This window comes from Arthrobacter sp. MMS18-M83, assembly GCF_026683955.1.
In the GTDB taxonomy this organism is placed as follows: Bacteria; Actinomycetota; Actinomycetes; order Actinomycetales; family Micrococcaceae; genus Arthrobacter.
In genome coordinates, this window is record NZ_CP113343.1 from 4608661 (window position 1) to 4628201 (window position 19541).

The 19541-nt window shown below is 63.0% G+C and carries 19 protein-coding genes; 16 read left to right on the plus strand and 3 right to left on the minus strand.

All coding sequences use genetic code 11. The features are described from left to right. Nucleotides 1–1161 (plus strand): acyl-CoA dehydrogenase family protein, encoded by a 1161-nt coding sequence (locus OW521_RS21745; RefSeq protein WP_268021548.1) that lies wholly within the window; start codon nucleotides 1–3, stop codon nucleotides 1159–1161. A 44-nt stretch (nucleotides 1162–1205) separates the two neighbouring features. Here OW521_RS21745 and OW521_RS21750 read toward each other — a convergent pair whose 3' ends face one another. Further along, nucleotides 1206–1439, minus strand: a complete 234-nt coding sequence (locus OW521_RS21750) for a DUF5703 family protein (RefSeq protein ID WP_268021549.1) — start codon at nucleotides 1437–1439, stop codon at nucleotides 1206–1208. A 39-nt stretch (nucleotides 1440–1478) separates the two neighbouring features. On the opposite strand from OW521_RS21750, the gene OW521_RS21755 reads away from it, so the two are divergent. Beyond that, nucleotides 1479–1751 (plus strand): hypothetical protein, encoded by a 273-nt coding sequence (locus tag OW521_RS21755; RefSeq protein ID WP_059389240.1) that lies wholly within the window; start codon nucleotides 1479–1481, stop codon nucleotides 1749–1751. Between the two features lie 47 nt (nucleotides 1752–1798). On the opposite strand, the gene OW521_RS21760 is transcribed toward OW521_RS21755, so the two are convergent. Then, nucleotides 1799–2731: an aldo/keto reductase gene (locus tag OW521_RS21760; protein ID WP_268021550.1), complete on the minus strand. Its 933-nt coding sequence runs from the start codon at nucleotides 2729–2731 to the stop codon at nucleotides 1799–1801. Between the two features lie 52 nt (nucleotides 2732–2783). On the opposite strand from OW521_RS21760, the gene OW521_RS21765 reads away from it, so the two are divergent. Both OW521_RS21765 and mshC read left to right on the plus strand, forming a co-directional pair. Beyond that, complete coding sequence (locus OW521_RS21765) at nucleotides 2784–3617, plus strand: undecaprenyl-diphosphate phosphatase (RefSeq protein ID WP_268021551.1); 834 nt, start codon at nucleotides 2784–2786, stop codon at nucleotides 3615–3617. Nucleotides 3618–3633: 16 nt separating this feature from the next. Next, the gene (gene mshC / locus OW521_RS21770) at nucleotides 3634–4917 is read left to right on the plus strand and encodes a cysteine--1-D-myo-inosityl 2-amino-2-deoxy-alpha-D-glucopyranoside ligase (protein ID WP_268021552.1); all 1284 of its coding nucleotides are present in this window, start codon (nucleotides 3634–3636) and stop codon (nucleotides 4915–4917) included. 57 nt (nucleotides 4918–4974) lie between these two features. Here the strand turns inward: mshC and OW521_RS21775 are convergent, their stop codons facing one another. Beyond that, entirely contained in the window at nucleotides 4975–5880 is a 906-nt protein-coding gene (locus OW521_RS21775; protein ID WP_268021553.1) for a PAC2 family protein, read from the minus strand. A 120-nt stretch (nucleotides 5881–6000) separates the two neighbouring features. On the opposite strand from OW521_RS21775, the gene OW521_RS21780 reads away from it, so the two are divergent. From OW521_RS21780 to OW521_RS21835, 12 genes are all read left to right on the plus strand, one after another. Then, nucleotides 6001–6732 carry an HAD family hydrolase gene (locus OW521_RS21780; RefSeq protein WP_268021554.1) on the plus strand — a complete coding sequence of 244 codons (732 nt, stop codon included), beginning with the start codon at nucleotides 6001–6003 and terminating at the stop codon, nucleotides 6730–6732. Further along, the gene (locus tag OW521_RS21785) at nucleotides 6733–7899 is read left to right on the plus strand and encodes a site-2 protease family protein (RefSeq protein ID WP_268021555.1); all 1167 of its coding nucleotides are present in this window, start codon (nucleotides 6733–6735) and stop codon (nucleotides 7897–7899) included. 119 nt (nucleotides 7900–8018) lie between these two features. Further along, on the plus strand, nucleotides 8019–9068 hold the full coding sequence (locus OW521_RS21790; protein ID WP_268021556.1) for a tRNA (adenine-N1)-methyltransferase: 1050 nt from the start codon (nucleotides 8019–8021) through the stop codon (nucleotides 9066–9068). Between the two features lie 101 nt (nucleotides 9069–9169). Beyond that, complete coding sequence (gene arc, locus OW521_RS21795) at nucleotides 9170–10984, plus strand: proteasome ATPase (RefSeq protein WP_268021557.1); 1815 nt, start codon at nucleotides 9170–9172, stop codon at nucleotides 10982–10984. 50 nt (nucleotides 10985–11034) lie between these two features. After that, nucleotides 11035–12651 (plus strand): depupylase/deamidase Dop, encoded by a 1617-nt coding sequence (gene dop / locus OW521_RS21800; RefSeq protein ID WP_268026048.1) that lies wholly within the window; start codon nucleotides 11035–11037, stop codon nucleotides 12649–12651. 122 nt (nucleotides 12652–12773) lie between these two features. Then, entirely contained in the window at nucleotides 12774–12977 is a 204-nt protein-coding gene (locus tag OW521_RS21805) for a ubiquitin-like protein Pup (RefSeq protein ID WP_268021558.1), read from the plus strand. Nucleotides 12978–13055: 78 nt separating this feature from the next. Continuing rightward, the gene (gene prcB, locus OW521_RS21810; protein ID WP_268021559.1) at nucleotides 13056–13865 is read left to right on the plus strand and encodes a proteasome subunit beta; all 810 of its coding nucleotides are present in this window, start codon (nucleotides 13056–13058) and stop codon (nucleotides 13863–13865) included. A 1-nt stretch (nucleotide 13866) separates the two neighbouring features. Then, nucleotides 13867–14574, plus strand: coding sequence for a proteasome subunit alpha (gene prcA / locus OW521_RS21815; protein ID WP_268021560.1), 708 nt, complete (start codon nucleotides 13867–13869; stop codon nucleotides 14572–14574). Nucleotide 14575: 1 nt separating this feature from the next. Then, on the plus strand, nucleotides 14576–15940 hold the full coding sequence (gene pafA, locus OW521_RS21820; RefSeq protein WP_268021561.1) for a Pup--protein ligase: 1365 nt from the start codon (nucleotides 14576–14578) through the stop codon (nucleotides 15938–15940). 109 nt (nucleotides 15941–16049) lie between these two features. After that, complete coding sequence (locus OW521_RS21825; RefSeq protein WP_268021562.1) at nucleotides 16050–16985, plus strand: FKBP-type peptidyl-prolyl cis-trans isomerase; 936 nt, start codon at nucleotides 16050–16052, stop codon at nucleotides 16983–16985. 50 nt (nucleotides 16986–17035) lie between these two features. Then, nucleotides 17036–17431, plus strand: coding sequence for an FKBP-type peptidyl-prolyl cis-trans isomerase (locus OW521_RS21830; protein WP_268021563.1), 396 nt, complete (start codon nucleotides 17036–17038; stop codon nucleotides 17429–17431). Between the two features lie 96 nt (nucleotides 17432–17527). Further along, a complete protein-coding gene (locus OW521_RS21835; RefSeq protein WP_268021564.1) occupies nucleotides 17528–19531 on the plus strand; it encodes a helix-turn-helix transcriptional regulator in 2004 nt (667 codons plus the stop codon). The last annotated feature ends 10 nt before the right edge of the window (nucleotides 19532–19541 follow it).

The window sequence follows — 19541 nt, forward strand, 5'->3', positions numbered from 1 at the left end:
GTGACTTCCGAGGAGATCCTGCCGGACGAACTGCTGGAGCGAATTCGGAGCCGCGCCGCAGGCTATGACCGGGACAACTCGTTTTTCCACGAAGACCTGGGGGAGCTCGCTGCCGCGGGTTACCTGAAGATCTTCGTCCCGGAGTCCGACGGCGGACTCGGGCTCGGGCTCGAAGCGGCAGCCGCGCTGCAGCGCCGTCTTGCGACGGCTGCCCCGGCCACCGCTTTGGCCGTCAACATGCACCTCGTCTGGACCGGCGTCGCGCATGTCCTCGCGGCCCGCGGAGACGAATCCCTCGGCTTTGTCCTGAAGGAAGCCGGTAACGACGAGGTCTTTGCCTTCGGGATCTCCGAGGCAGGCAACGACTCCATGCTCTTTGACTCAGGGACCACGGCCGAACCGCAGGACGATGGTGGGTACAGCTTCACAGGACGGAAAATCTTCACGAGCCTGTCACCGGCCTGGACGCGCCTCGGAATCTTCGGCAAGGACGGTAGCGCGCGGGACGGGGACGGCGAGCTGGTCTTCGGCTTCATCCAACGTGACTCCCCGGGTCACGAGACCCTGGCCGACTGGGATACCTTGGGCATGCGCGCAAGCCAATCGAACACCACCCTCCTGCAGGGTGCCGCGGTGCCGCCCGAGCGCATCTTCCGGAAACTGCCCGTGGGACCCAACCAGGATCCATTGATCTTCGCGATTTTCGCGTGCTTCGAGACGCTGCTCGCCGCGGTGTATACGGGCATCGGGGAACGGGCATTCACCTTGGCCGTTGAGGCCGTCAAGCGCAGGACCTCGGCGAAGTACGGCGGCCGGAGCTTTTCGCAAGATCCCGACATCCGCTGGAGGATTGCCGACGCCGCCATGGCCATGGATTCCATCCAGCCGCAGCTAGCATCAGTTGCGCGTGACGTGGATGCACTGGTTAACCACGGCGCCCAGTGGTTTCCCAAGTTTGTCGGACTCAAGGTGCGGGCAACCGAGAACGCCCGGAACATGGTGGACATGGCAATCCGGGTTTCCGGAGGCTCCAGCTACTTTCATGGCTCCGAACTTGAACGGCTGTATCGCGATGTGCTGGCCGGGATTTTCCATCCCTCCAATGATGAGTCGGCGCACACCACTGTCGCCAACGCGTGGCTCGGGCCCCTCGAAGGCTGAACCGCTCGAGGCTGAATCAGGGACCCCGTAACGAGGCCTCGCAGCTAGACGGTGCGCTGCACGTTGAGCACTCTGCGGCGCAGCCAGAACCGGCGGCCGCCGCCAACATAGAGGATGCTGCGCTCCAGTTCCCACTTGCCATACTCGGAGTGCTCCACGAGCCGACGCCGCGCCTCGGGCAAGGAATCATCGGGGCTGACAGTCAGTACGAGATACTCATACTGCCTTGCGTAGTCCCGTTGACGCTCTACCGAACTGCTCAGAAATTGTTCTCTCATCCCTCTCCATTTTCGTCTTTTTCGGGCTAACGTGAAGTCATGAGCATCGATCCGCGTGTCGCGCTTCAGTCATTGACAGCCGCCTTGGAAGAGCACCTGATTGCCGCTTCCGCCCGCCGGGGCGAAGGAGATCCCACTGTGGAGGCAGCGTTTTTCGCCGTTGCAGATGCCTTTGAGGTATATGAGGACTCACTATACGAGGCCTACTCGGAAGTCACACCCCTTCAGGTGTTTGACGACGATGAAGAAGATGACGACGAGGACAATAACGAGCTCCTCGACGAAGACGAGCTGGAGATCCTTGATCAGTAGTGTCGGGCCAGTAATGCCCGATCAGTAATGCCGCGGTTTCAGCCGAGTCAGATCGCTGAAACGTCTTCCAGTGCCCGCGAAATTTCGGCGGGGAGAGGCGCTAGTTGCGCATCGAGCAACTCCTTGAGCTGGATCGCATTGCGCGCGCCCACTACCGCCGTAGATACGCCTGGGCGGGAAAGCAGCCAGCTCAGCGATACGTCCACCGCGGAGCGTCCCAATCCACGACCCGCCATGGCCACGGCTTCGACGATTCGTGCGCCCCGCGCGTCGAGATACTTTTCGACGTAGCTACTCAAGCGACCCTCGGCTGCGCGCGAGTCGGAAGGGATCTGTCCCCTGTATTTGCCACTGAGCACACCGCGCCCGAGCGGCGCCCACGCCATGAGGCCCAGGCCGGCGTCCTCTACGGCCGGTACCAGTTCCTCCTCCGGCTTCCGGTGCAGGAGCGAGTATTCGGATTGGTTGGCCACGACGGTGAATCCCGCCACGGCGGACGCCTTCGCGGTCTGCCAGCCGTTGTAGTTGGAAATGCCGACGTACCGCGCGCGTCCCGACCGCAGCGCAAGGTCAAGCGCGGAAAGCGTTTCGTCCAGCGGAACATTGCCGTCCCAAGCCTGGGCGAACCAGATGTCGACGTAGTCGGTTCCCAAGCGGGCAAGGCTGGCGTCGAGCGCGGACAACATGGAGCCTCGAGAAGCATCTACAGTGCGGCGGACGTCCGACGTCGAGACTCCGGCTTTCGTGGAAAGGACAACCTCCGAACGCGCCACCACGTCGCCCAGCATGGACCCCAGGAGGGCCTCAGCTTGTCCGCCTGCGTAGGAGGCCGCGGAGTCGATCATGGTGCCGCCTGCTGCAACGAAGGTGTGGAGCAGTTCCCGTGCATCCTGTTCGTCCGTTTCCTCCGCCCAGGACATGGTGCCCAGGGAAAGGGTGGACACCCGAAACCCGCTATTGCCGACGTAACGCTGCTGCATAGCTGATAGCTTACGGGGAGTTCGGGTAGTTCATGACGTAGGGTCTATTCACGTGAACTGGATAGAAGCGGCCTTCCTCGGCCTCGTGCAAGGCCTTACAGAATTCCTTCCGATTTCTTCAAGCGCACACCTGCGTATTGTCGGCTCTTTCCTGCCCAATGCGGCGGATCCGGGTGCCGCGTTCACGGCCATCACACAGCTGGGCACCGAGACGGCCGTCATCGTCTTCTTTTGGCGGGACATCGTCAGGATTGTGCGGGCTTGGTTCGGATCGCTGCGCGGCAAGGTGGCAAAGGACGATCCCGACGCCCGAATGGGTTGGTTGGTCATCCTCGGCAGCCTGCCCATCATCGTGCTTGGCCTGCTCTTCCAGGATCAGATCGAATCCGTTCTCCGCAGCCTGTGGATCGTGGCGACCATGCTTATCGTCTTCGGCATGATCCTTGCTGTGGCCGATGCCGTTGGCCGGCAGGAGCGGGAGTTGAGCCAACTGACGTACAAGCACGGCATCCTTTACGGGCTGGCCCAGGCCATGGCGCTCATCCCAGGCGTCTCCCGCTCGGGTGGAACCATCACCGCCGGCCTGCTGATGGGCTACACGCGTGAAGCCGCCGCACGTTACTCGTTCCTCCTCGCCATCCCCGCCGTGTTCGGCAGCGGACTGTACCAGTTGTACAAGGTGGTGTTGAAGGAAGGAATCACCGGACCCTTCGGCCTGCCGGAGACAGCCCTCGCCACGGTCATCGCCTTCGTTGTGGGCTTCGTCATCATCGGATGGTTCCTCAAGTTCATTTCCACTCACAGCTACCGGGTCTTCGTCTGGTACCGGATACTCCTTGGTCTTGCCCTTTATGTATTGCTCGGTTTCAATGTCATCAGCGCCTAGCACTATGGTTGAGGCTGTGAAATCGTGGACCTCCCGCCCTGTGCCTGACCTGCCCGGCAGCATGCCCCAATTGCGGCTGTTTGATACCGCCCTCAAGGCCTTGGTGGACATAGAGCCACGCGCCGAGCAATCCATGTACGTCTGCGGCATCACGCCCTACGACGCCACCCACATGGGGCACGCCGCCAGCTACGTCGCCTTCGACCTCCTCAACCGGGCATGGCGGGACAGCGGTCAGCGGGTTGACTACGTCCAGAACGTCACCGACGTCGACGACCCCCTCCTGGAGCGCGCCACCGCCACGGGCGTGGACTGGCGCGAGCTGGCTGCGAGCCAGATCGAACTTTTCCACACGGACATGGACGCCCTCAACGTGTTGGCTCCCAACCATTACATCGGCGCCGTCGAGGCCATCCCGATGATTGTCCCGGCGATTGAACAACTGATCGCGGACGAACTCGCCTACCGGGTGCCCGGCACCGACGGTGAGCCTGACGGCGACGTCTATTACGACGTCGAGGCCGCGGGCAAGCGCTCGGACAGTCCGGATGCCTGGACCTTAGGCGACATCTCAGGTCTCGGTGAAGTGGAAATGCTGGAACTCTTCGCGGAACGCGGCGGAGATCCCGGCCGTTCCGGCAAACGCAATGCCCTCGATCCTTTGCTGTGGCGCGTTGCCCGCGACGGCGAGCCGAGTTGGCCCGGTGCAAGCCTGGGCGACGGACGGCCCGGTTGGCACATTGAGTGCACTGTCATTGCCCAGAAGTACCTGCCCGCTCCCTTCACGGTGCAGGGCGGTGGCTCGGACCTCGTCTTTCCGCACCACGAAATGGGCGCCGGCCATGCATACTCGCTCAGCGGCGTACCTTTGGCGCACCACTACGCCCACGCCGGAATGGTGGGTCTGGACGGCGAAAAGATGAGCAAGTCCAAGGGCAACCTGGTGCTTGTGTCCAAGCTCCGCGCCGCGGGGGAGGAACCCGCGGCAATCCGCCTGGCGATTCTGGCCAACCACTACCGCTCGGATTGGTCTTGGACCGATGAAGGATTCGCGCAAGCCAAGGAGCGGCTCAACACTTGGCGCGCCGCCCGCGACATCGCACCGGAGGGGACAGGCGCGGAACTGCTGACACGGATGCGTGCCGAGCTTGCCAACGATCTCAACGCTCCCGGCGCGATCGCCGCCGTCGATGCCTGGGCGGCAGCCGCCCTCAGCGAACAGTCCGACGCAAAGCCTTGCGCACTCGACACAGCGCTGGTGAGCGATGCCGTCAACGGATTGCTCGGCGTCGAACTCTAGGTTCCTGGAACGAACGTCGAACCTGGCCTGGCTGGATAAGCCCTGGCGGCAAAGACGTCAGGGCTTATCCTTGCCCCGGCGCTTGAGGTAGCGCTCGAATTCGCGGGCGATGGACTCACCGCTTGCTTCGGGAAGGTCGGCAGTGTCCTTGGCTTCTTCGAGCTGCCGCACGTAGGCGGCGATCTCCGGATCCTCGGTGGCCAGCTCGTCCACGCCGCGCTCCCACGCCTCCGCTTCCTCGCTCAATGCATGCGTTTCCAGGGGCACCTGGAGAAGATCCTCGATCTTGTTCAAAATGGCCAGTTGTGCCTTGGGCGAGGGCGCCTGTGCGACGTAGTGCGGTACGGCCGCCCATAGCGATACCGTAGGCAGACCCGCCAGCAGGGCGAATTCTGCCAGGACACCGACAATGCCTACCGGTCCCTCGTACTGTGAGGCCTCCAGGTTCAAGCGCTGCCTCAATCCACTGTCATCCGAAGTGGTGCTGACGGGGATCGGGCGGCTGTGCGGGACGTCGGCCAAGAGAGCGCCGATCAGCACAACGTAGTCAACTTTGAGCGTTTCGGCATGAACCAGAAGCTCGGCGGTGTAGGCGCGCCATCGATAGGAAGGCTCGGTGCCGAGCACGAACACCACGTCCACATTGCTGTCCGGGACGCTGGCCTTGTAGAGGCGCGTGGAAGGCCATTTCACCTTGCGGGTTCCGGCCGCGGTGCGTCGTACGGTCGGTCTGGTGAACTGGAAGTCGTAGTAATCGTCGGCATCTACGGATGCCACTTTCTTTCCCTGCCACAACTTATTCAAGTAGTGCAGGGAATCACTGGCCGCCTCGCCGGCGTCGTTCCAGCCTTCGAAAGCCGCCAGCATCACAGTGATGCGTTTGCCCTCGGGTACAGGCTGGAGAAGGCGCTCAGGCTCCGGTGAAGTGGCCTGTCCGTCAGGGGCTCCGTCCAAACTGTTCATCCACTCACCCTACGTCCAAGACCGCCACCCATGCATGGCCCTAAGGGGTCTGCGTGGCCACACTTCGCGCCGGGCGTAGAACGACAATTGCCTCCCTCGCTTCCACGTAGACTTGATGGCATGCATGCCTCAGCCACCCAGCCCCTCCTCAAAGCCGTGCTATGGGACATGGATGGCACCCTGGTGGACACCGAGCCGTACTGGATTGCCGCAGAACGCTCCCTCGTAGAGTCCCACGGTGGCGTCTGGAGCCACGAACAAGCCATGCAGCTCGTAGGACAGTCGCTGATGCACTCGGCCGGTATTCTCCAGGCGGCCGGTGTGAACCTGGCAAAGCGGGAGATCGTGGACATCTTGAGCGGCCAGGTCATCGACCGTCTCCGCATCGAGGTGCCGTGGCGGCCCGGCGCGAAGGAATTGCTTGACGAGCTGTACCAAAAGGGTGTTCGCTGCGCCCTTGTGACAATGTCCGAAGGCCCGATGGCGCGGGAGGTCGTGGCGAACCTTCCCAAGCCGTACTTTGAATTCCTCATCACGGGGGACACTGTCAGCCAAGGAAAACCCCACCCGGAGGCTTACCTCACCGCCGTCGAACGCCTCAAGGACAAGGACCCTGAGCTGACCGCTGATCATTGCGTCGCACTCGAGGATTCCGTCCCGGGAGTTGCGGCCGCGATCGCGTCCGGCGTGGTTACGGTCGGAATTCCACACCAAATGCCACTTCCCGAGGACCGCCGCAGGGCTACTTGGAACACCCTCGCGGGGCGGAAGGTCTCCGATCTCGAAGCACTCGTTATGGCCCGGGCGGCCGCCGATGCACTTGACGGCGCCCTCCTTGGACAGGCGAACTAGGTGGGTACTCCCCGGAAGGGCGTCCACAGCACCCGCGGCAGGAATGACGGGATTCCACTCGGCCGTATTGCCGGAATTCCCGTATACCTCGCCTATTCCTGGTTCATCATCGCCGCGTTCACGGTCATCGCCTACGGACCCGCTTTGCTCGTGCGGAACCACTCCTTGGGCATTGGCGCCTACTTTGTTGCCTTTGCCTACGCGCTCCTCCTCGCGCTTTCCGTTCTGGTCCACGAACTCGCCCATGCCTTGAGTGCCAAGGCCTTCAAATGGCCCACCGAGAAAATCGTGTTGAATCTCTGGGGCGGCCACACGCAATTTGAGACCTTCATCGCCTCGCCGGGCCGCTCGGTGGTTGTTGCTTTGGCGGGACCGGCTGCGAATTTCCTCCTCGCGGGAGCAGCCTGGCTGATGCTGGGCGCAGGTGTCTTCACCGGAGTGGGGGACACCCTGACGAATATCTTCATGTGGGCCAACCTGCTGATCGGCATTTTCAATGTGCTCCCGGGCCTGCCCCTAGACGGGGGTCGCTTGGTGGAGTCCGCGGTATGGAAAGCGACCGGCAGCCAGGAAAAGGGGACGGTGGCGGCCGGTTGGGCGGGACGAGTTATCGTAGTCGTTCTGGTCGTTTGGTTTATCGCACTGCCTTTGCTGAGCGGAAACACCCCGGACCTCAGCTATATGCTCATCACCATCTTGGTCTGCAGCTTCCTCTGGATGGGCGCATCGGGTGCCATCAAGAACGCCACGCTCCGCGGCCGCCTCCACTTGGTGAGTGCCGCCGCGCTGGCCGAACCCGCCGTCGGGATTCCCAATTCGGCTACCGTCGCGGACGTGCTGCGCGTGGCACCCTACGGTACACCCGCCGTCGTGATCTGCGGACCGGACGGACGGCCACAAGGACTGGTCGACCCGGCGGCGACTGCGGCCGTGCCCGCCTCGGAAATATCCACGACACTGGTCACAGCAGTTTCAACCCCGCTCGCCGAGGGTGCGTACGTGCCCCGGACATCCAGCGGCCAGGAGCTGATCCAGTATTTGGCCCAGCTTAACGGCGGCGAATACGCCGTGGTGGACGACGTCGGCATCGTCACCGGCCTGCTGCGGCAGCAGGCGGTAGTGACAGCCATTACAGGAAAAGTAGCCCGCCGGAGCGGGCGCCTGTAGGACCTTTCCCGGTAGAGTTACCTGCCGGCCGTGAAATAACCCGGCCGGCAGTGCGCATCACTAAGCAGTAACTGTGGCAATAATTGACGGCCCAGCCGTACAGGAGCGAGGAAACACCCATGAGCAGCGAAACCGCCGCCGACTACACGGCCACCGCCGCCAACCCTGCCACCCAACCGACTGGTGCGGCACGGCGCCGCGGGCCGTTCCGGGTGGGGGAACGGGTCCAGCTCACGGACGAACGCGGCCGGATGAACACCATCACCCTGGAAGAAGGCGGCGCCTTCCACACGCACCGCGGCTTCCTCAACCACGACGAAATCATCGGCAAGGTTGACGGCTCAGTAGTGGCAAACAACATAGGCCAGCAGTACCAGACGCTCCGGCCCTTGCTCTCCGATTTCGTGCTGTCCATGCCCCGCGGTGCTGCCGTGGTCTACCCCAAAGACGCCGGCCAGATCGTGACCATGGCAGACATCTTCCCGGGCGCGCGGGTGGTGGAAGCCGGTGTGGGTTCCGGTGCACTTTCGATCTCCTTGCTACGCGCAGTGGGCGACGCCGGTTACCTCCACTCTTTTGAGCGCCGTGAAGAATTCGCCGACATCGCCCGCGGCAACGTGGAAACCATTTTCGGCGGGCCGCATCCTGCTTGGAAGATCTCGCTGGGCGACTTCCAGGAGGAAGTTGTCCGCACCGAGGAACCCGGATCCGTTGACCGCGTGGTTCTCGACATGCTGGCTCCTTGGGAATGCCTGGACGCAGTGGCAACGGTCCTGGCCCCCGGCGGCGTATGGATCAACTATGTAGCCACCGTCACCCAGCTCTCCCGTACTGCCGAAGCCATCCGTGCGGACGGCCGGTTCACGGAACCGGACGCCTGGGAGTCCATGGTTCGTGGCTGGCACCTCGAAGGCCTTGCCGTCCGTCCCGACCACCGCATGGTTGCCCACACCGGCTTCCTGTTGGTGACGCGTCGCCTTGCGGACGGTGTCACCGGAATCTCCGTCAAGCGCCGTCCTTCCAAGACTGAGTTCAGCGAAGAGGACTTGAATGCCTGGACGCCGGGAGCCGTGGGGGAGCGGGCTGTTTCCGACAAGAAACTGCGCCGTGCGGCGCGCGATGCGATTGCCGGGACCAACGTCAAGGACGACCCCTCAGCCTCGCACTAGGCAAACATCACAAACTGGTCCGCATTCCGGATGTCACAGGTTTCCCGACGCTTTTGAGGGCTAAGGTCTATTTATAGAAAGCGGGAAGGAGCTGATGCTTCGTGGATACGTCGAACAATGACTTCGGGCGGACAACACCTGAGGAGCCATCGAACAAGGCCGTGGCTGAGGGAAAAGCGGGACACAGCGGTGGGGCGATTCAACCGGTGGACGACGCCGGTGAGCTCACTGTTGCGGAACGCCAGATAAACATCCTTCGTGACAAGCTGCGCCACATCGACCGTCAACTGGCCGCCGCCACCCAGAACAACACCAAACTCGTGACCATGCTGGAAACGGCCAAGGCTGAAATCCTCCGGCTCAAAGGCGCCCTCGAACAGGACGGCCAACCGCCGTACAGCTTCGGGACCGTCCTGCAAATCAACCCCAGGCGCCAGCCAACGGCCGGCAGCACGGGCCAGGCTGCCACCGAGGAATCGGTTGACATCTTCAATGCCGGCCGCAAGATGCGCGTGGGCGTCAGCCCCCTCGTGAACCTCAACCAGCTGGCTGTTGGACAAGAAGTCCTCCTCAACGAGGCCCTGCTTGTGGTTGCCGGCCTTGGTTATGAGAGGGCGGGTGAACTCGTCACGCTCAAGGAAATGCTTGGCTCGGACCGTGCCCTCGTGGTGGGCCGCGCCGACGAGGAGCGGGTTGTCAGGCTTTCAGGTGCCCTGCAGAAAGTGCACCTTCGAGTCGGTGATGCCCTGTCACTCGATTCCCGCACCGGATACGCCCTCGAGAAGGTTCCCAGGGCGGAAGTCGAGAACCTTGTCCTCGAGGAAGTCCCCGATATTACCTACGAGGATATCGGCGGCCTGGGACCGCAAATCGAACAGATCCGGGATGCCGTCGAACTGCCGTTCCTGCACCCTGACCTGTACCGGGAACACGGCCTCAAGGCGCCCAAGGGCATTCTGCTATATGGCCCGCCAGGTTGCGGCAAGACACTGATCGCCAAGGCCGTGGCCAACTCGCTCGCCGCCCGCGCGTCCGAACGGGCCGGCAACGTGGATCTCAAGAGCTACTTCCTGAACATCAAGGGTCCTGAACTCCTTGACAAATACGTTGGCGAAACCGAACGCCACATCCGGCTGATCTTTGCCCGCGCGCGCGAAAAGGCCTCGGACGGCAGCCCCGTGGTGGTGTTCTTCGATGAAATGGACTCGCTGTTCCGCACCCGCGGCACGGGTGTCTCCTCCGACGTCGAGACAACGATCGTCCCTCAGCTCCTCAGCGAGATCGACGGCGTGGAGCGGCTGGATAACGTGATCGTCATTGGCGCCTCGAACCGCGAAGACATGATCGACCCCGCCATTCTTCGCCCCGGCCGTTTGGACGTGAAAGTCAAGATCCACCGGCCCGACGCCGAGGCAGCTGCCGACATTTTCGCCAAGTACATCACCACGGACCTACCCTTCCATGCAACGGACCTGGCTGAACACGGTGGCGATGTGCAGGCCACCGTCGACGCCATGATCCAGCGCACCGTCGAGGCCATGTACTCCACCGAGAAATCCAATGAGTACCTCGAAGTCACCTATGCCAACGGCGACACCGAGATGCTCTACTTCAAGGATTTCAACTCGGGTGCAGTGGTCCAAAACGTGGTGGACCGTGCCAAGAAATACGCCATCAAGGATCTCCTGCTGACCCAGCAGAAGGGCCTGCGGATCGATCACTTCCTGCGCGCCGTCGTCGACGAATTCCGCGAACACGAGGACATGCCCAACACCACCAATCCGGATGACTGGGCACGTATCTCAGGCAAGAAGGGCGAACGCATCACGTACATCCGCACCATCGTCCAGGGCAAGGCCGGCCAGGAGCCCGGGAAGTCGATCGAGACGACTCCCAATACCGGCCAGTACCTGTGACGGCCCGGCCGGAAGGCCTGCCCTCTGAGAAACTTCCCGTGGGCGGGGCCATGCGGGTCATGGGTTCGGAAACTGAATACGGTATCCACGCTCCCTCCGCACCGGGGGCGAACGCCACGATGATGTCCGCGCGAATCATCCAGGCCTACGCGAACCTGACGCGGCAACGGGCGGCCGGGGGCGCTGAAACGCGGTGGGACTATACGGACGAGGAACCCCTGCATGATGCACGTGGTTGGACGGTTGAGCGCAGTGCTGCAGACCCCAGCCAGCTGACCGACAGGCCTCCGGTGCTCGACGCCGAGGCGGTTGCGCTGGCTTACGGGCGGCAGGAACTCGAAGCCGATGGCAGCGACGAGTCTGGTTCCCTGCTGATGAATATGGTCCTCGGCAACGGGGCGCGCCTGTACGTGGACCATGCCCATCCGGAATACTCGAGTCCCGAGGTCACGAATCCCCGAGACATCGTTGCGTGGGACGCGGCCGGCGATCTCGTCGCCTTGGCCACGGTCCGGAAGGTCGCAGCCGATCCCGATCTGCCAGCCATCAACCTGTACAAAAACAACACCGACAACAAGTCGGTGTCCTACGGTTCCCACGAGAACTACCTCATGCCGCGGGCGGTGCCCTTCGGGGAGATCGTCCGTGGCCTGACGCCGTTCTTCGTCACGCGCCAGGTCATCTGCGGAGCCGGACGACTCGGCAAGGGCCAGGACGGTTCGACTGCCGGATTCCAAATCAGTCAGCGCGCGGACTTCTTCGAAGCCGAGGTCGGATTGGAAACCACCATCCGGCGTCCGATCATCAACACCCGGGATGAGCCGCACGCCACGGCGGACAAGTACCGGCGCTTGCACGTCATCATCGGCGACGCCAACTTGAGCCAAGTGTCCAACTACCTGAAGTTCGGCACCACGGCTTTGGTCCTGAGCCTCATCGAAGCCGGCCAAGCTCCGAAGATCGAAGTGCACGAGCCTGTGAGCGGGTTGCAGGCAATCAGCCACGACACCTCTCTGACTGCTACTGTCAGGCTTCTCGACGGTCGGCGCGTAACCGCATTGGACATCCAATGGATGTATTACGAGGCTGCCGACAAACTTGCCCAGGAAAGCGGTGTCTCCGATTCCTTCAGCGGAGACGGCCATACCCGGGATGTCCTGGACCGGTGGGAGTCGACGTTGGGGCTTCTGGGGAGCAACCCCGCAGGTGCCTCTTCTTCCGTCGAGTGGCTCGCCAAGATGTCCCTCTTGGAGGGTTACCGGAACCGTGACGGACTGGAATGGAACGACGCCCGCCTGGGGCTGATCGATTTGCAATGGTCCGACGTGAGGCCTGAGAAAGGCCTCTACTACCGCATGCTTTCGCGTGACCGGATGCAGAGGATCGTCGACGACGCCGCCATCAGCCGCGCTGTGGTCGAACCGCCGTCGGACACACGGGCTTATTTTCGTGGGAAGTGCGTTTCCAGCTTCGGCAAGGACGTTGTCGGCGCCAGTTGGGATTCGGTCATTTTCGACGTTCCCGGCATCGGCAAACTCCAGCGGGTGCCCACGCGGGAACCCCTCCGCGGCACGGAAGCACTCACCGGCCAGCTCTTTCAAAAGCACGCCACAGCGGGTGCGTTCCTCCGTGAATTGCTCGGACTGGACCCGGCCCCGCCAGCCTGAACCGGCAGCAGGTGAAAGGCCGCCAAACGGGCTCTTAAAACCGCAGCGTGGCGGCCCGCCCCGTGGCAGTATGGCATTACAGGAAGTCCCCGTTGCCGGGGATGGACAGAATGGAGAAGGAAATGGCAGCTCAGGAGCAGCAGCAACCGCAGTCCCGCGACGTCGAGACAGAGGCTGACGTCCCGGAGGTCCCGCCCGCAGCACCGGAGGCACAGGCCTCGGTCGCCACGCAGGGCGTGGACGATCTCCTCGACGAAATTGATGGCGTACTTGAATCGAACGCCGAAGAGTTCGTGCGGGCATTTGTGCAAAAGGGCGGCCAGTAAGCAGCCGCCAGCTAATCTCAGGGCCCGGCCGGCGCGAGGCCGCCGGGCATCGGATGTCAGAGTCGAAGGAGCGCAGCAATGCAGGATCCAGCAGCCGGCCATCTGGCCACCCAAGCAACGTCTTCGTTCACAGAGCATCTGCAACGCTCCAGGCCTGAACTCCTTCCCTTCAATCAAGTGCTGCCCGCGGGACAGATTCCGCCGGTACCCCATGCCACGACAATCGTTGCCCTGAGTTATCCCGGTGGCGTCCTGATGGCGGGCGATCGGCGCGCCACCATGGGCAATGTCATCGCCAGCAGGCATATTGAGAAAGTCTTCCCGGCCGACGATTACTCCGTCCTGGGCATTGCCGGCACTGCCGGACTGGCCATCGACATCACGCGGTTGTTCCAGGTGGAATTGGAACACTACGAAAAGATCGAAGGCACGCTGTTGAGCCTGGACGGCAAGGCCAACCGGCTTGGGGCCATGATCAGGGGAAACCTGCCCATGGCGATGCAGGGTCTTGCAGTGATCCCGCTTTTCGCAGGCTTCGACCAGGCCGCCGGCGTCGGACGGCTTTTTTCCTACGATGTCACAGGCGGACGATACGAGGAATTGGAGCACCACTCTGTCGGCTCCGGTTCCGTGTTCGCCCGTGGTGCCCTGAAGAAACTGTGGCGGCCGAGCCTCACCGAAGACGAGGCAGTCGCCGTCGCCGTCGAAGCCCTCTATGACGCGGCCGACGACGATTCCGCCACAGGCGGACCGGACCCTGTCCGCCAACTCTGGCCGGTGGTGTACACGGTCACCCGCGCCGGCGCCCGTCGCGTGTCCGAACGGGAGTTGGCGACAATCGCCGGATCCATCATTGAATCGCGCGCAGCTGCCGGACGGGAGGCCTGATATGACCCAGCAGTTTTATGTTTCGCCCGAACAGCTGATGAAGGACCGCGCGGACTTCGCGCGGAAGGGCATCGCCCGGGGCCGTTCCGTCGTCGTGATCAGTTGCGCCGACGGCATCGCGCTGGTGGCGGAAAATCCCTCGCCGTCCCTGCATAAGATCGGCGAGATCTACGACAAGATCGCCTTCGCCGCGGTAGGCAAGTACAACGAGTTTGAGAGCCTCCGGCAGGCTGGTGTCCGCTACGCCGACGTCCGCGGCTATTCGTACGATCGCGAGGACGTCACCGCCCGCGGACTGGCCAGCGTCTATGCGCAGAGCCTCGGCGCAGTCTTCACTGCGGAACAGAAGCCGTTCGAAGTGGAGCTCGCCGTGGCAGAGGTCGGGCACACCCAGGTCGAGGATCATCTGTACCGGCTGACCTTTGACGGGTCCATTGCCGACGAGAACGGCTTTGTGGTCATGGGCGGCCTGGCCGAGCAAGTAGCGGAGGTCGTGGCCGGCGGCTGGAAGGCTGATCTCAGCCTGGCCGGCGCCCTGCGCCTGGCGGTCAAGGCACTTGCCACGGACAAGGACGTGGACGCCCTGCCCGGGACCGCCGTGGAGGCGGCAGTGCTGGACCGGAGTCCGGAAAGCGGTCGCGGTTCCCGTCGGGCATTCCGGCGGCTCCGGGCAGAGGAAATCACGCAGCTGCTGGCAGGGGAGGCCTGAGATGGACAAGAGAATATTTGGGATAGAAACCGAGTTCGGCATTTCGTATTCGAGCCCCGACTCAAGGCCCTTGGCCCCAGAGGAAGTCGCCAGGTACCTTTTTCGCAAGGTGGTGAGCTGGGGACGCTCGTCCAACGTCTTCCTGACCAACGGCTCGCGCCTTTACCTTGACGTCGGCTCGCACCCGGAATACGCCACCGCCGAATGTGACGATCTCGCGCAGCTGATCGCCCACGATCGGGCGGGTGAACTCATTCTCGACGACCTCGTAGATGAAGCGCAGGCGCGCCTCGCGGCGGAGGGATTCAACGGCACGGTTTACCTGTTCAAGAACAACACCGATTCCGCCGGAAACTCCTACGGCAGCCATGAGAACTATTTGATTCCCCGGCGGGGTGAGTTCTCGCGGCTCGCCGAGATCCTCATTCCCTTCCTCGTCACACGGCAGCTGATCGTTGGTGCGGGCAAGGTCCTGAAGACGCCCCATGGTGCCACCTTCGCGTTCTCGCAACGGGCAGACCACATTTGGGAAGGTGTATCTTCAGCAACCACACGGTCCCGCCCCATCATCAACACCCGCGATGAGCCGCACGCCGATGCCGAGTTCTTCCGTCGCCTGCACGTGATCGTCGGTGACTCCAACATGTCCGAGACCACCGCCCTGTTGAAGGTGGGAACGGTGGATCTGCTCCTGCGCATGATCGAGGCCGGAGTGATCATGAGGGACATGCGCATGGAGAACCCGATCCGCAGCATCCGCGAAATCTCCCATGATCTCAGCGGTAAGGCCTTGGTCCGCCTGGCCAACGGGCGGCAACTGACGGCCCTGGATATCCAGCGCGAATACCTAGCGAAGGTGAGCGCGTTCGTGTCATCGAACGGAGCCCACAATCCTCACGTACCGCTCATCCTGGACCTGTGGGAGCGCACGCTGAATGGCATTGAAAGCGGCGACACCAGTGGGATCGACACCGAAGTGGACTGGGCCATCAAGAAGAAGCTGATGGATGGCTACATGCGTCGCCATGGAATCGGCCTGGATTCCCCGCGGATCGCGCAGCTGGATCTCACTTATCACGACATCTCGCGTAGGCGCGGGCTCTTCTTCCTCCTCCAGGCCCGTGGTGCTGCCCGGCGCTTGGTGGCGGACACAGACATCAAGGACGCCGTGGATGCGCCGCCGCAAACCACCCGGGCAAAACTCCGCGGCGACTTTGTCCGGCGGGCCCAGGAGCTTGGCCGTGACTACACCGTGGACTGGGTCCATTTGAAGTTGAACGACCGCGCCCACCAGACGATTTTATGCAAGGACCCCTTCCGCAGCGTTGACGAGCGGGTGGATGCCCTGCTGGACTCAATGAGCTGACTCCCAGCTTCACCGGTTATTCTGGAGGTTGGCCTTTAACGGGCCTCTACGTGCATGGCCGAGCCTGGCCCGGCCGTGCTCTCCTTTTGCCCCGACGAAAGTTCAATTTGTGCGACGTCTACTAGCAATGCTTATCCCTGGCCTCCTGCTGCTCACCGCCTGTGGCGGAACCCCGGCAGCAGCTCCGCCGGAGCCCACCAGTCAGTCCGCCGGCGAAGTCGCCAAGCTGGATTCCCTCAAGGTCTCCGACAATGGAGACAAGAAGGCCCCCGGCCTGGAATTCACCAAGCCGCTGGACGTGACACAGCCAACCATCAAACTGGTCACCGACGGCACCGGCGATAGAGTGAAGGCCGGTCAGATCGCAGAGATCGCCTACATCGCCGTCGACGGCAAAGATGGCAAGACCCTTGAAGACACCTTCACCACGGGACCTATGCCGGTCGAACTGAACGACCAACTCAAGACCGGCAGTGCTGTGCTCTACAACGCGCTGGTCGGCGCGAAAGTAGGCGCCGACATCGCTTTCGCCGTCCCCGGAACCGCGGCGAGCGGAACAACAGCGGCAACTTCGTCGCAGCTGGTGGTCTTCAAGGTCACTTCAGTCAAGGACGCCACCAAGGCCCTGGACAAGCCCGAGGGGGATGCCGTGACGCCTCCCGCTGGCCTGCCCACGGTCAAGGTCGATGACAAGGGAATTCCGCAGATTTCCGTCGACGGCGCGGCGGCTCCACAGAGTCTTATTGCCCAGGACCTCATCAAGGGCAAGGGCGCCGTCGTCAAGGAAACGGACACTCTGACGGTCAACTACGTCGGCGTCAACCTGGTGGGCGGCAAGAAGTTCGACTCCAGCTACGATCGCGGAAAGACCGCAAGTTTTGCGCTGAACGGCGTCATCAAGGGCTGGACCCAAGGTCTAGCCGGCAAGACAGTCGGATCCCGGGTTCTTCTGGTTATCCCCAAGGACCTCGCGTACGGCGACGCCGGTCAAGGTGACGCGAAGGGCGACCTCGTCTTCGTCGTGGACATCCTCGGCGCCAACTAGCCTTCAGCAAAATTCACACCGCATTGCCCCTATCAAATTGAGGAGTACCCATGTCATTTGGCCAGCGTGATTACGACCGCACTAAGCCGGAAATCGACTTCCCGGAGGGCGACGTCCCCGTGGAACTCGTCATCAAGGACATCATCGTCGGTGACGGCGCCGAGGCTCAGGCCGGCGACACCGTCTCCACTCATTACGTTGGCGTGGCTTGGTCCACGGGCGAGGAATTCGACGCATCTTGGGGCCGCGGGGCGCCGCTGGACTTCCGGGTCGGCGTTGGCCAGGTCATCCAGGGTTGGGACCAGGGTCTGCTTGGCATGAAGGTCGGCGGCCGTCGTCGTCTGGAAATCCCCTCGGAGCTCGCCTATGGCTCCCGTGGCGCGGGCGGGGCCATCAAGCCCAACGAAGCACTCATCTTCGTCGTGGATCTCGTGGCAGTTCGCTAGGTTTCCGCAGCCTAGGAAGGCGCGTCTGCAGCCGGAGGAATCCGGCCGCAGACGCGCCTTCCGCCTTTGCCGCAGGAATTTAGTAACGTTGCAATCGTGTCCGCATCACGAACCGAACGACTCCTGAACCTGCTGATCGCCCTTTTGAATACCAAATACGGGCTGTCCCGGGCCGTTCTCAGGGACAAGGTCTACCACGACTCCGGCGACAGCGACGTCGCGTTTGGCCGCATGTTCGAACGGGACAAGGCGGACCTGAAGCAGTTTGGTTTCGTCATCGAAACGCTCCTTGACCATGGTTTCGGCTCAGACGATCCCGCTTCCACGCGCTACCGCATCGGTAGGGAATCCAACCGCCTGCCGGACGTGCGTCTGACCCCTGCGGAGGGAACAGTACTGCTTCTGGCCGCGCAGTTGTGGGAACGCGCAGCGCTGGGCTCTGCAGCAGCCAGCGCGCTGAGGAAGCTGCAGGCCTCCGGCGACCTTGCCGACGTCGAACTTCCAGCGGGCGTCCAGCCGCGCATCAAGCCCGCGGGCCAGGCTTTTGACGACATCATCGGCGCCATGAATGGCCAGCACCCCGTTGCCTTCCACTACCGTGCCGCCAGCACCGGAAAAGAAGAGCGCCGATTTGTGGAGCCCTGGGGCTTGGGGAGCCGCTTCGGCCAGTGGTACCTGGTGGGCTTCGACCGGGGTCGGGGGGCCAAACGTTTCTTCCGCCTGTCCCGGATGACGAGCGAGGTTCAGGTTGAGACACGGGACCACTGCGAGATTCCGACGGGTTTTGATATCCGCGCCGAACTGGACAGCCTCAATGAACTCCCCTTGCAGGAGGCCCAGCTCGACGTAGCGGAGGGCCGCTTGCTGGGACTCCGCAAGCGGGCGGTGAGCATCGCGGACACGTCTGGGAGCGCTGGCCCCCACAACGGCAGGGACCGCCTGTCCGTGCCGTTCCGGGACAGCGAGTTGCTGGCCGAAGAATTGGCCTCCTACGGTCCGCACGTGAGCGTGGCGGGGCCGCCTGAGTTGCGTGGAGCCGTGATTCGGCGGCTTGAAGCCGCCGGCGCGTTCGCCTCGCGCCCCGCCGTCGAGATCCGCTTTCCCGAGGCCGGTCCCGCGCCGCGGGTGCGCAAGCGAACCTCGGAGAACCAACTCAACCGGATGTTGCAGTTGGTGCCTTTCCTTGTCCACAACCAGGGCTTGCCCATCCAGGAGGTGGCGGACCGCTTCGGTATCACCCGCAAGGAATTGCTTGAGGACTTGAAGATACTGATCTGCTCCGGCCGTCCTGAAGGCTATCCGGATGACTTGTTCGATATCGATTGGGAAAACGAGCACGTCTACATCCGGGAGCACCTCGAACTCAACCGGCCCATCCGCTTCAGCGTCGACGAAGCCTGCGCTCTGCTGACGGGCCTGGCCACCCTGGGCGGGCTCCCCGCCCAGGCAGGCATGTCGGAAGACGAACAGAGCGGGGCCCTGGAGTCCGTGACCCTGAAGCTCACCGGCGCGGCGGGGGAGGCCGGCCGTTTGGCCGCGGCCGTCGCCGGCCCGCCCGTCACGCCCGCCGATGCCGGAGTTTTCGACACCATCACCCGGGCGATCCAGGCCGGTAGCCAATTGCGTCTTCGCTACCTGTCACCGCAACGCGATTCAATCTCCGAACGGGACGTCGACCCCCTCCGGCTCTACTCGCTGGACAACACCTGGTATTTCGAGGCGTACTGTCACAACAAAGCCGGGCTGCGGAATTTCCGCCTGGACCGCGTTGAGGAGATCGCACCGAACGGCAGGGTTGTTTCCGGGGCCGGCAGCGCCGAGGACGGCGTTCCGGTGAAGCTCTACACGCCCAACGACGACGATGTCGTGGTTGTCCTCCAGCTGACTCGACAAGGTGCCGGACTGGCGGATGACTACTACGCGGAACGGACAGCAGTGCTTCCCGATGGCGGACTGCTCGCCGAGATCCGATTCGGAAACGCTGACTGGTTACCGATGTTCGTTGCCCAGCATGGGGGTGCGGCCCGGATCCTGCAGCCTGCCGGGCTGGCGGACGCCTCCGCAGAGTGGCTTGCCGCGGCCCTCGGGCAGTACAAGTAGCCGGACCCAA

What these genes read in the sequence shown, in the direction of transcription:
- OW521_RS21760 (WP_268021550.1), bottom strand. Translation starts at nt 2,731, where the DNA reads ATGCAGCAGCGTTACGTCGGCAATAGCGGGTTTCGGGTGTCCACCCTT.
- OW521_RS21780 (WP_268021554.1), top strand. Translation starts at nt 6,001, where the DNA reads ATGCATGCCTCAGCCACCCAGCCCCTCCTCAAAGCCGTGCTATGGGAC.
- dop (WP_268026048.1), top strand. Translation starts at nt 11,035, where the DNA reads ATGCGGGTCATGGGTTCGGAAACTGAATACGGTATCCACGCTCCCTCC.
- OW521_RS21805 (WP_268021558.1), top strand. Translation starts at nt 12,774, where the DNA reads ATGGCAGCTCAGGAGCAGCAGCAACCGCAGTCCCGCGACGTCGAGACA.
- prcA (WP_268021560.1), top strand. Translation starts at nt 13,867, where the DNA reads ATGACCCAGCAGTTTTATGTTTCGCCCGAACAGCTGATGAAGGACCGC.
- OW521_RS21830 (WP_268021563.1), top strand. Translation starts at nt 17,036, where the DNA reads ATGTCATTTGGCCAGCGTGATTACGACCGCACTAAGCCGGAAATCGAC.
- prcB (WP_268021559.1), top strand. Translation starts at nt 13,056, where the DNA reads ATGCAGGATCCAGCAGCCGGCCATCTGGCCACCCAAGCAACGTCTTCG.
- OW521_RS21790 (WP_268021556.1), top strand. Translation starts at nt 8,019, where the DNA reads ATGAGCAGCGAAACCGCCGCCGACTACACGGCCACCGCCGCCAACCCT.
- pafA (WP_268021561.1), top strand. Translation starts at nt 14,576, where the DNA reads ATGGACAAGAGAATATTTGGGATAGAAACCGAGTTCGGCATTTCGTAT.
- OW521_RS21755 (WP_059389240.1), top strand. Translation starts at nt 1,479, where the DNA reads ATGAGCATCGATCCGCGTGTCGCGCTTCAGTCATTGACAGCCGCCTTG.
- OW521_RS21775 (WP_268021553.1), bottom strand. Translation starts at nt 5,880, where the DNA reads ATGAACAGTTTGGACGGAGCCCCTGACGGACAGGCCACTTCACCGGAG.
- OW521_RS21750 (WP_268021549.1), bottom strand. Translation starts at nt 1,439, where the DNA reads ATGAGAGAACAATTTCTGAGCAGTTCGGTAGAGCGTCAACGGGACTAC.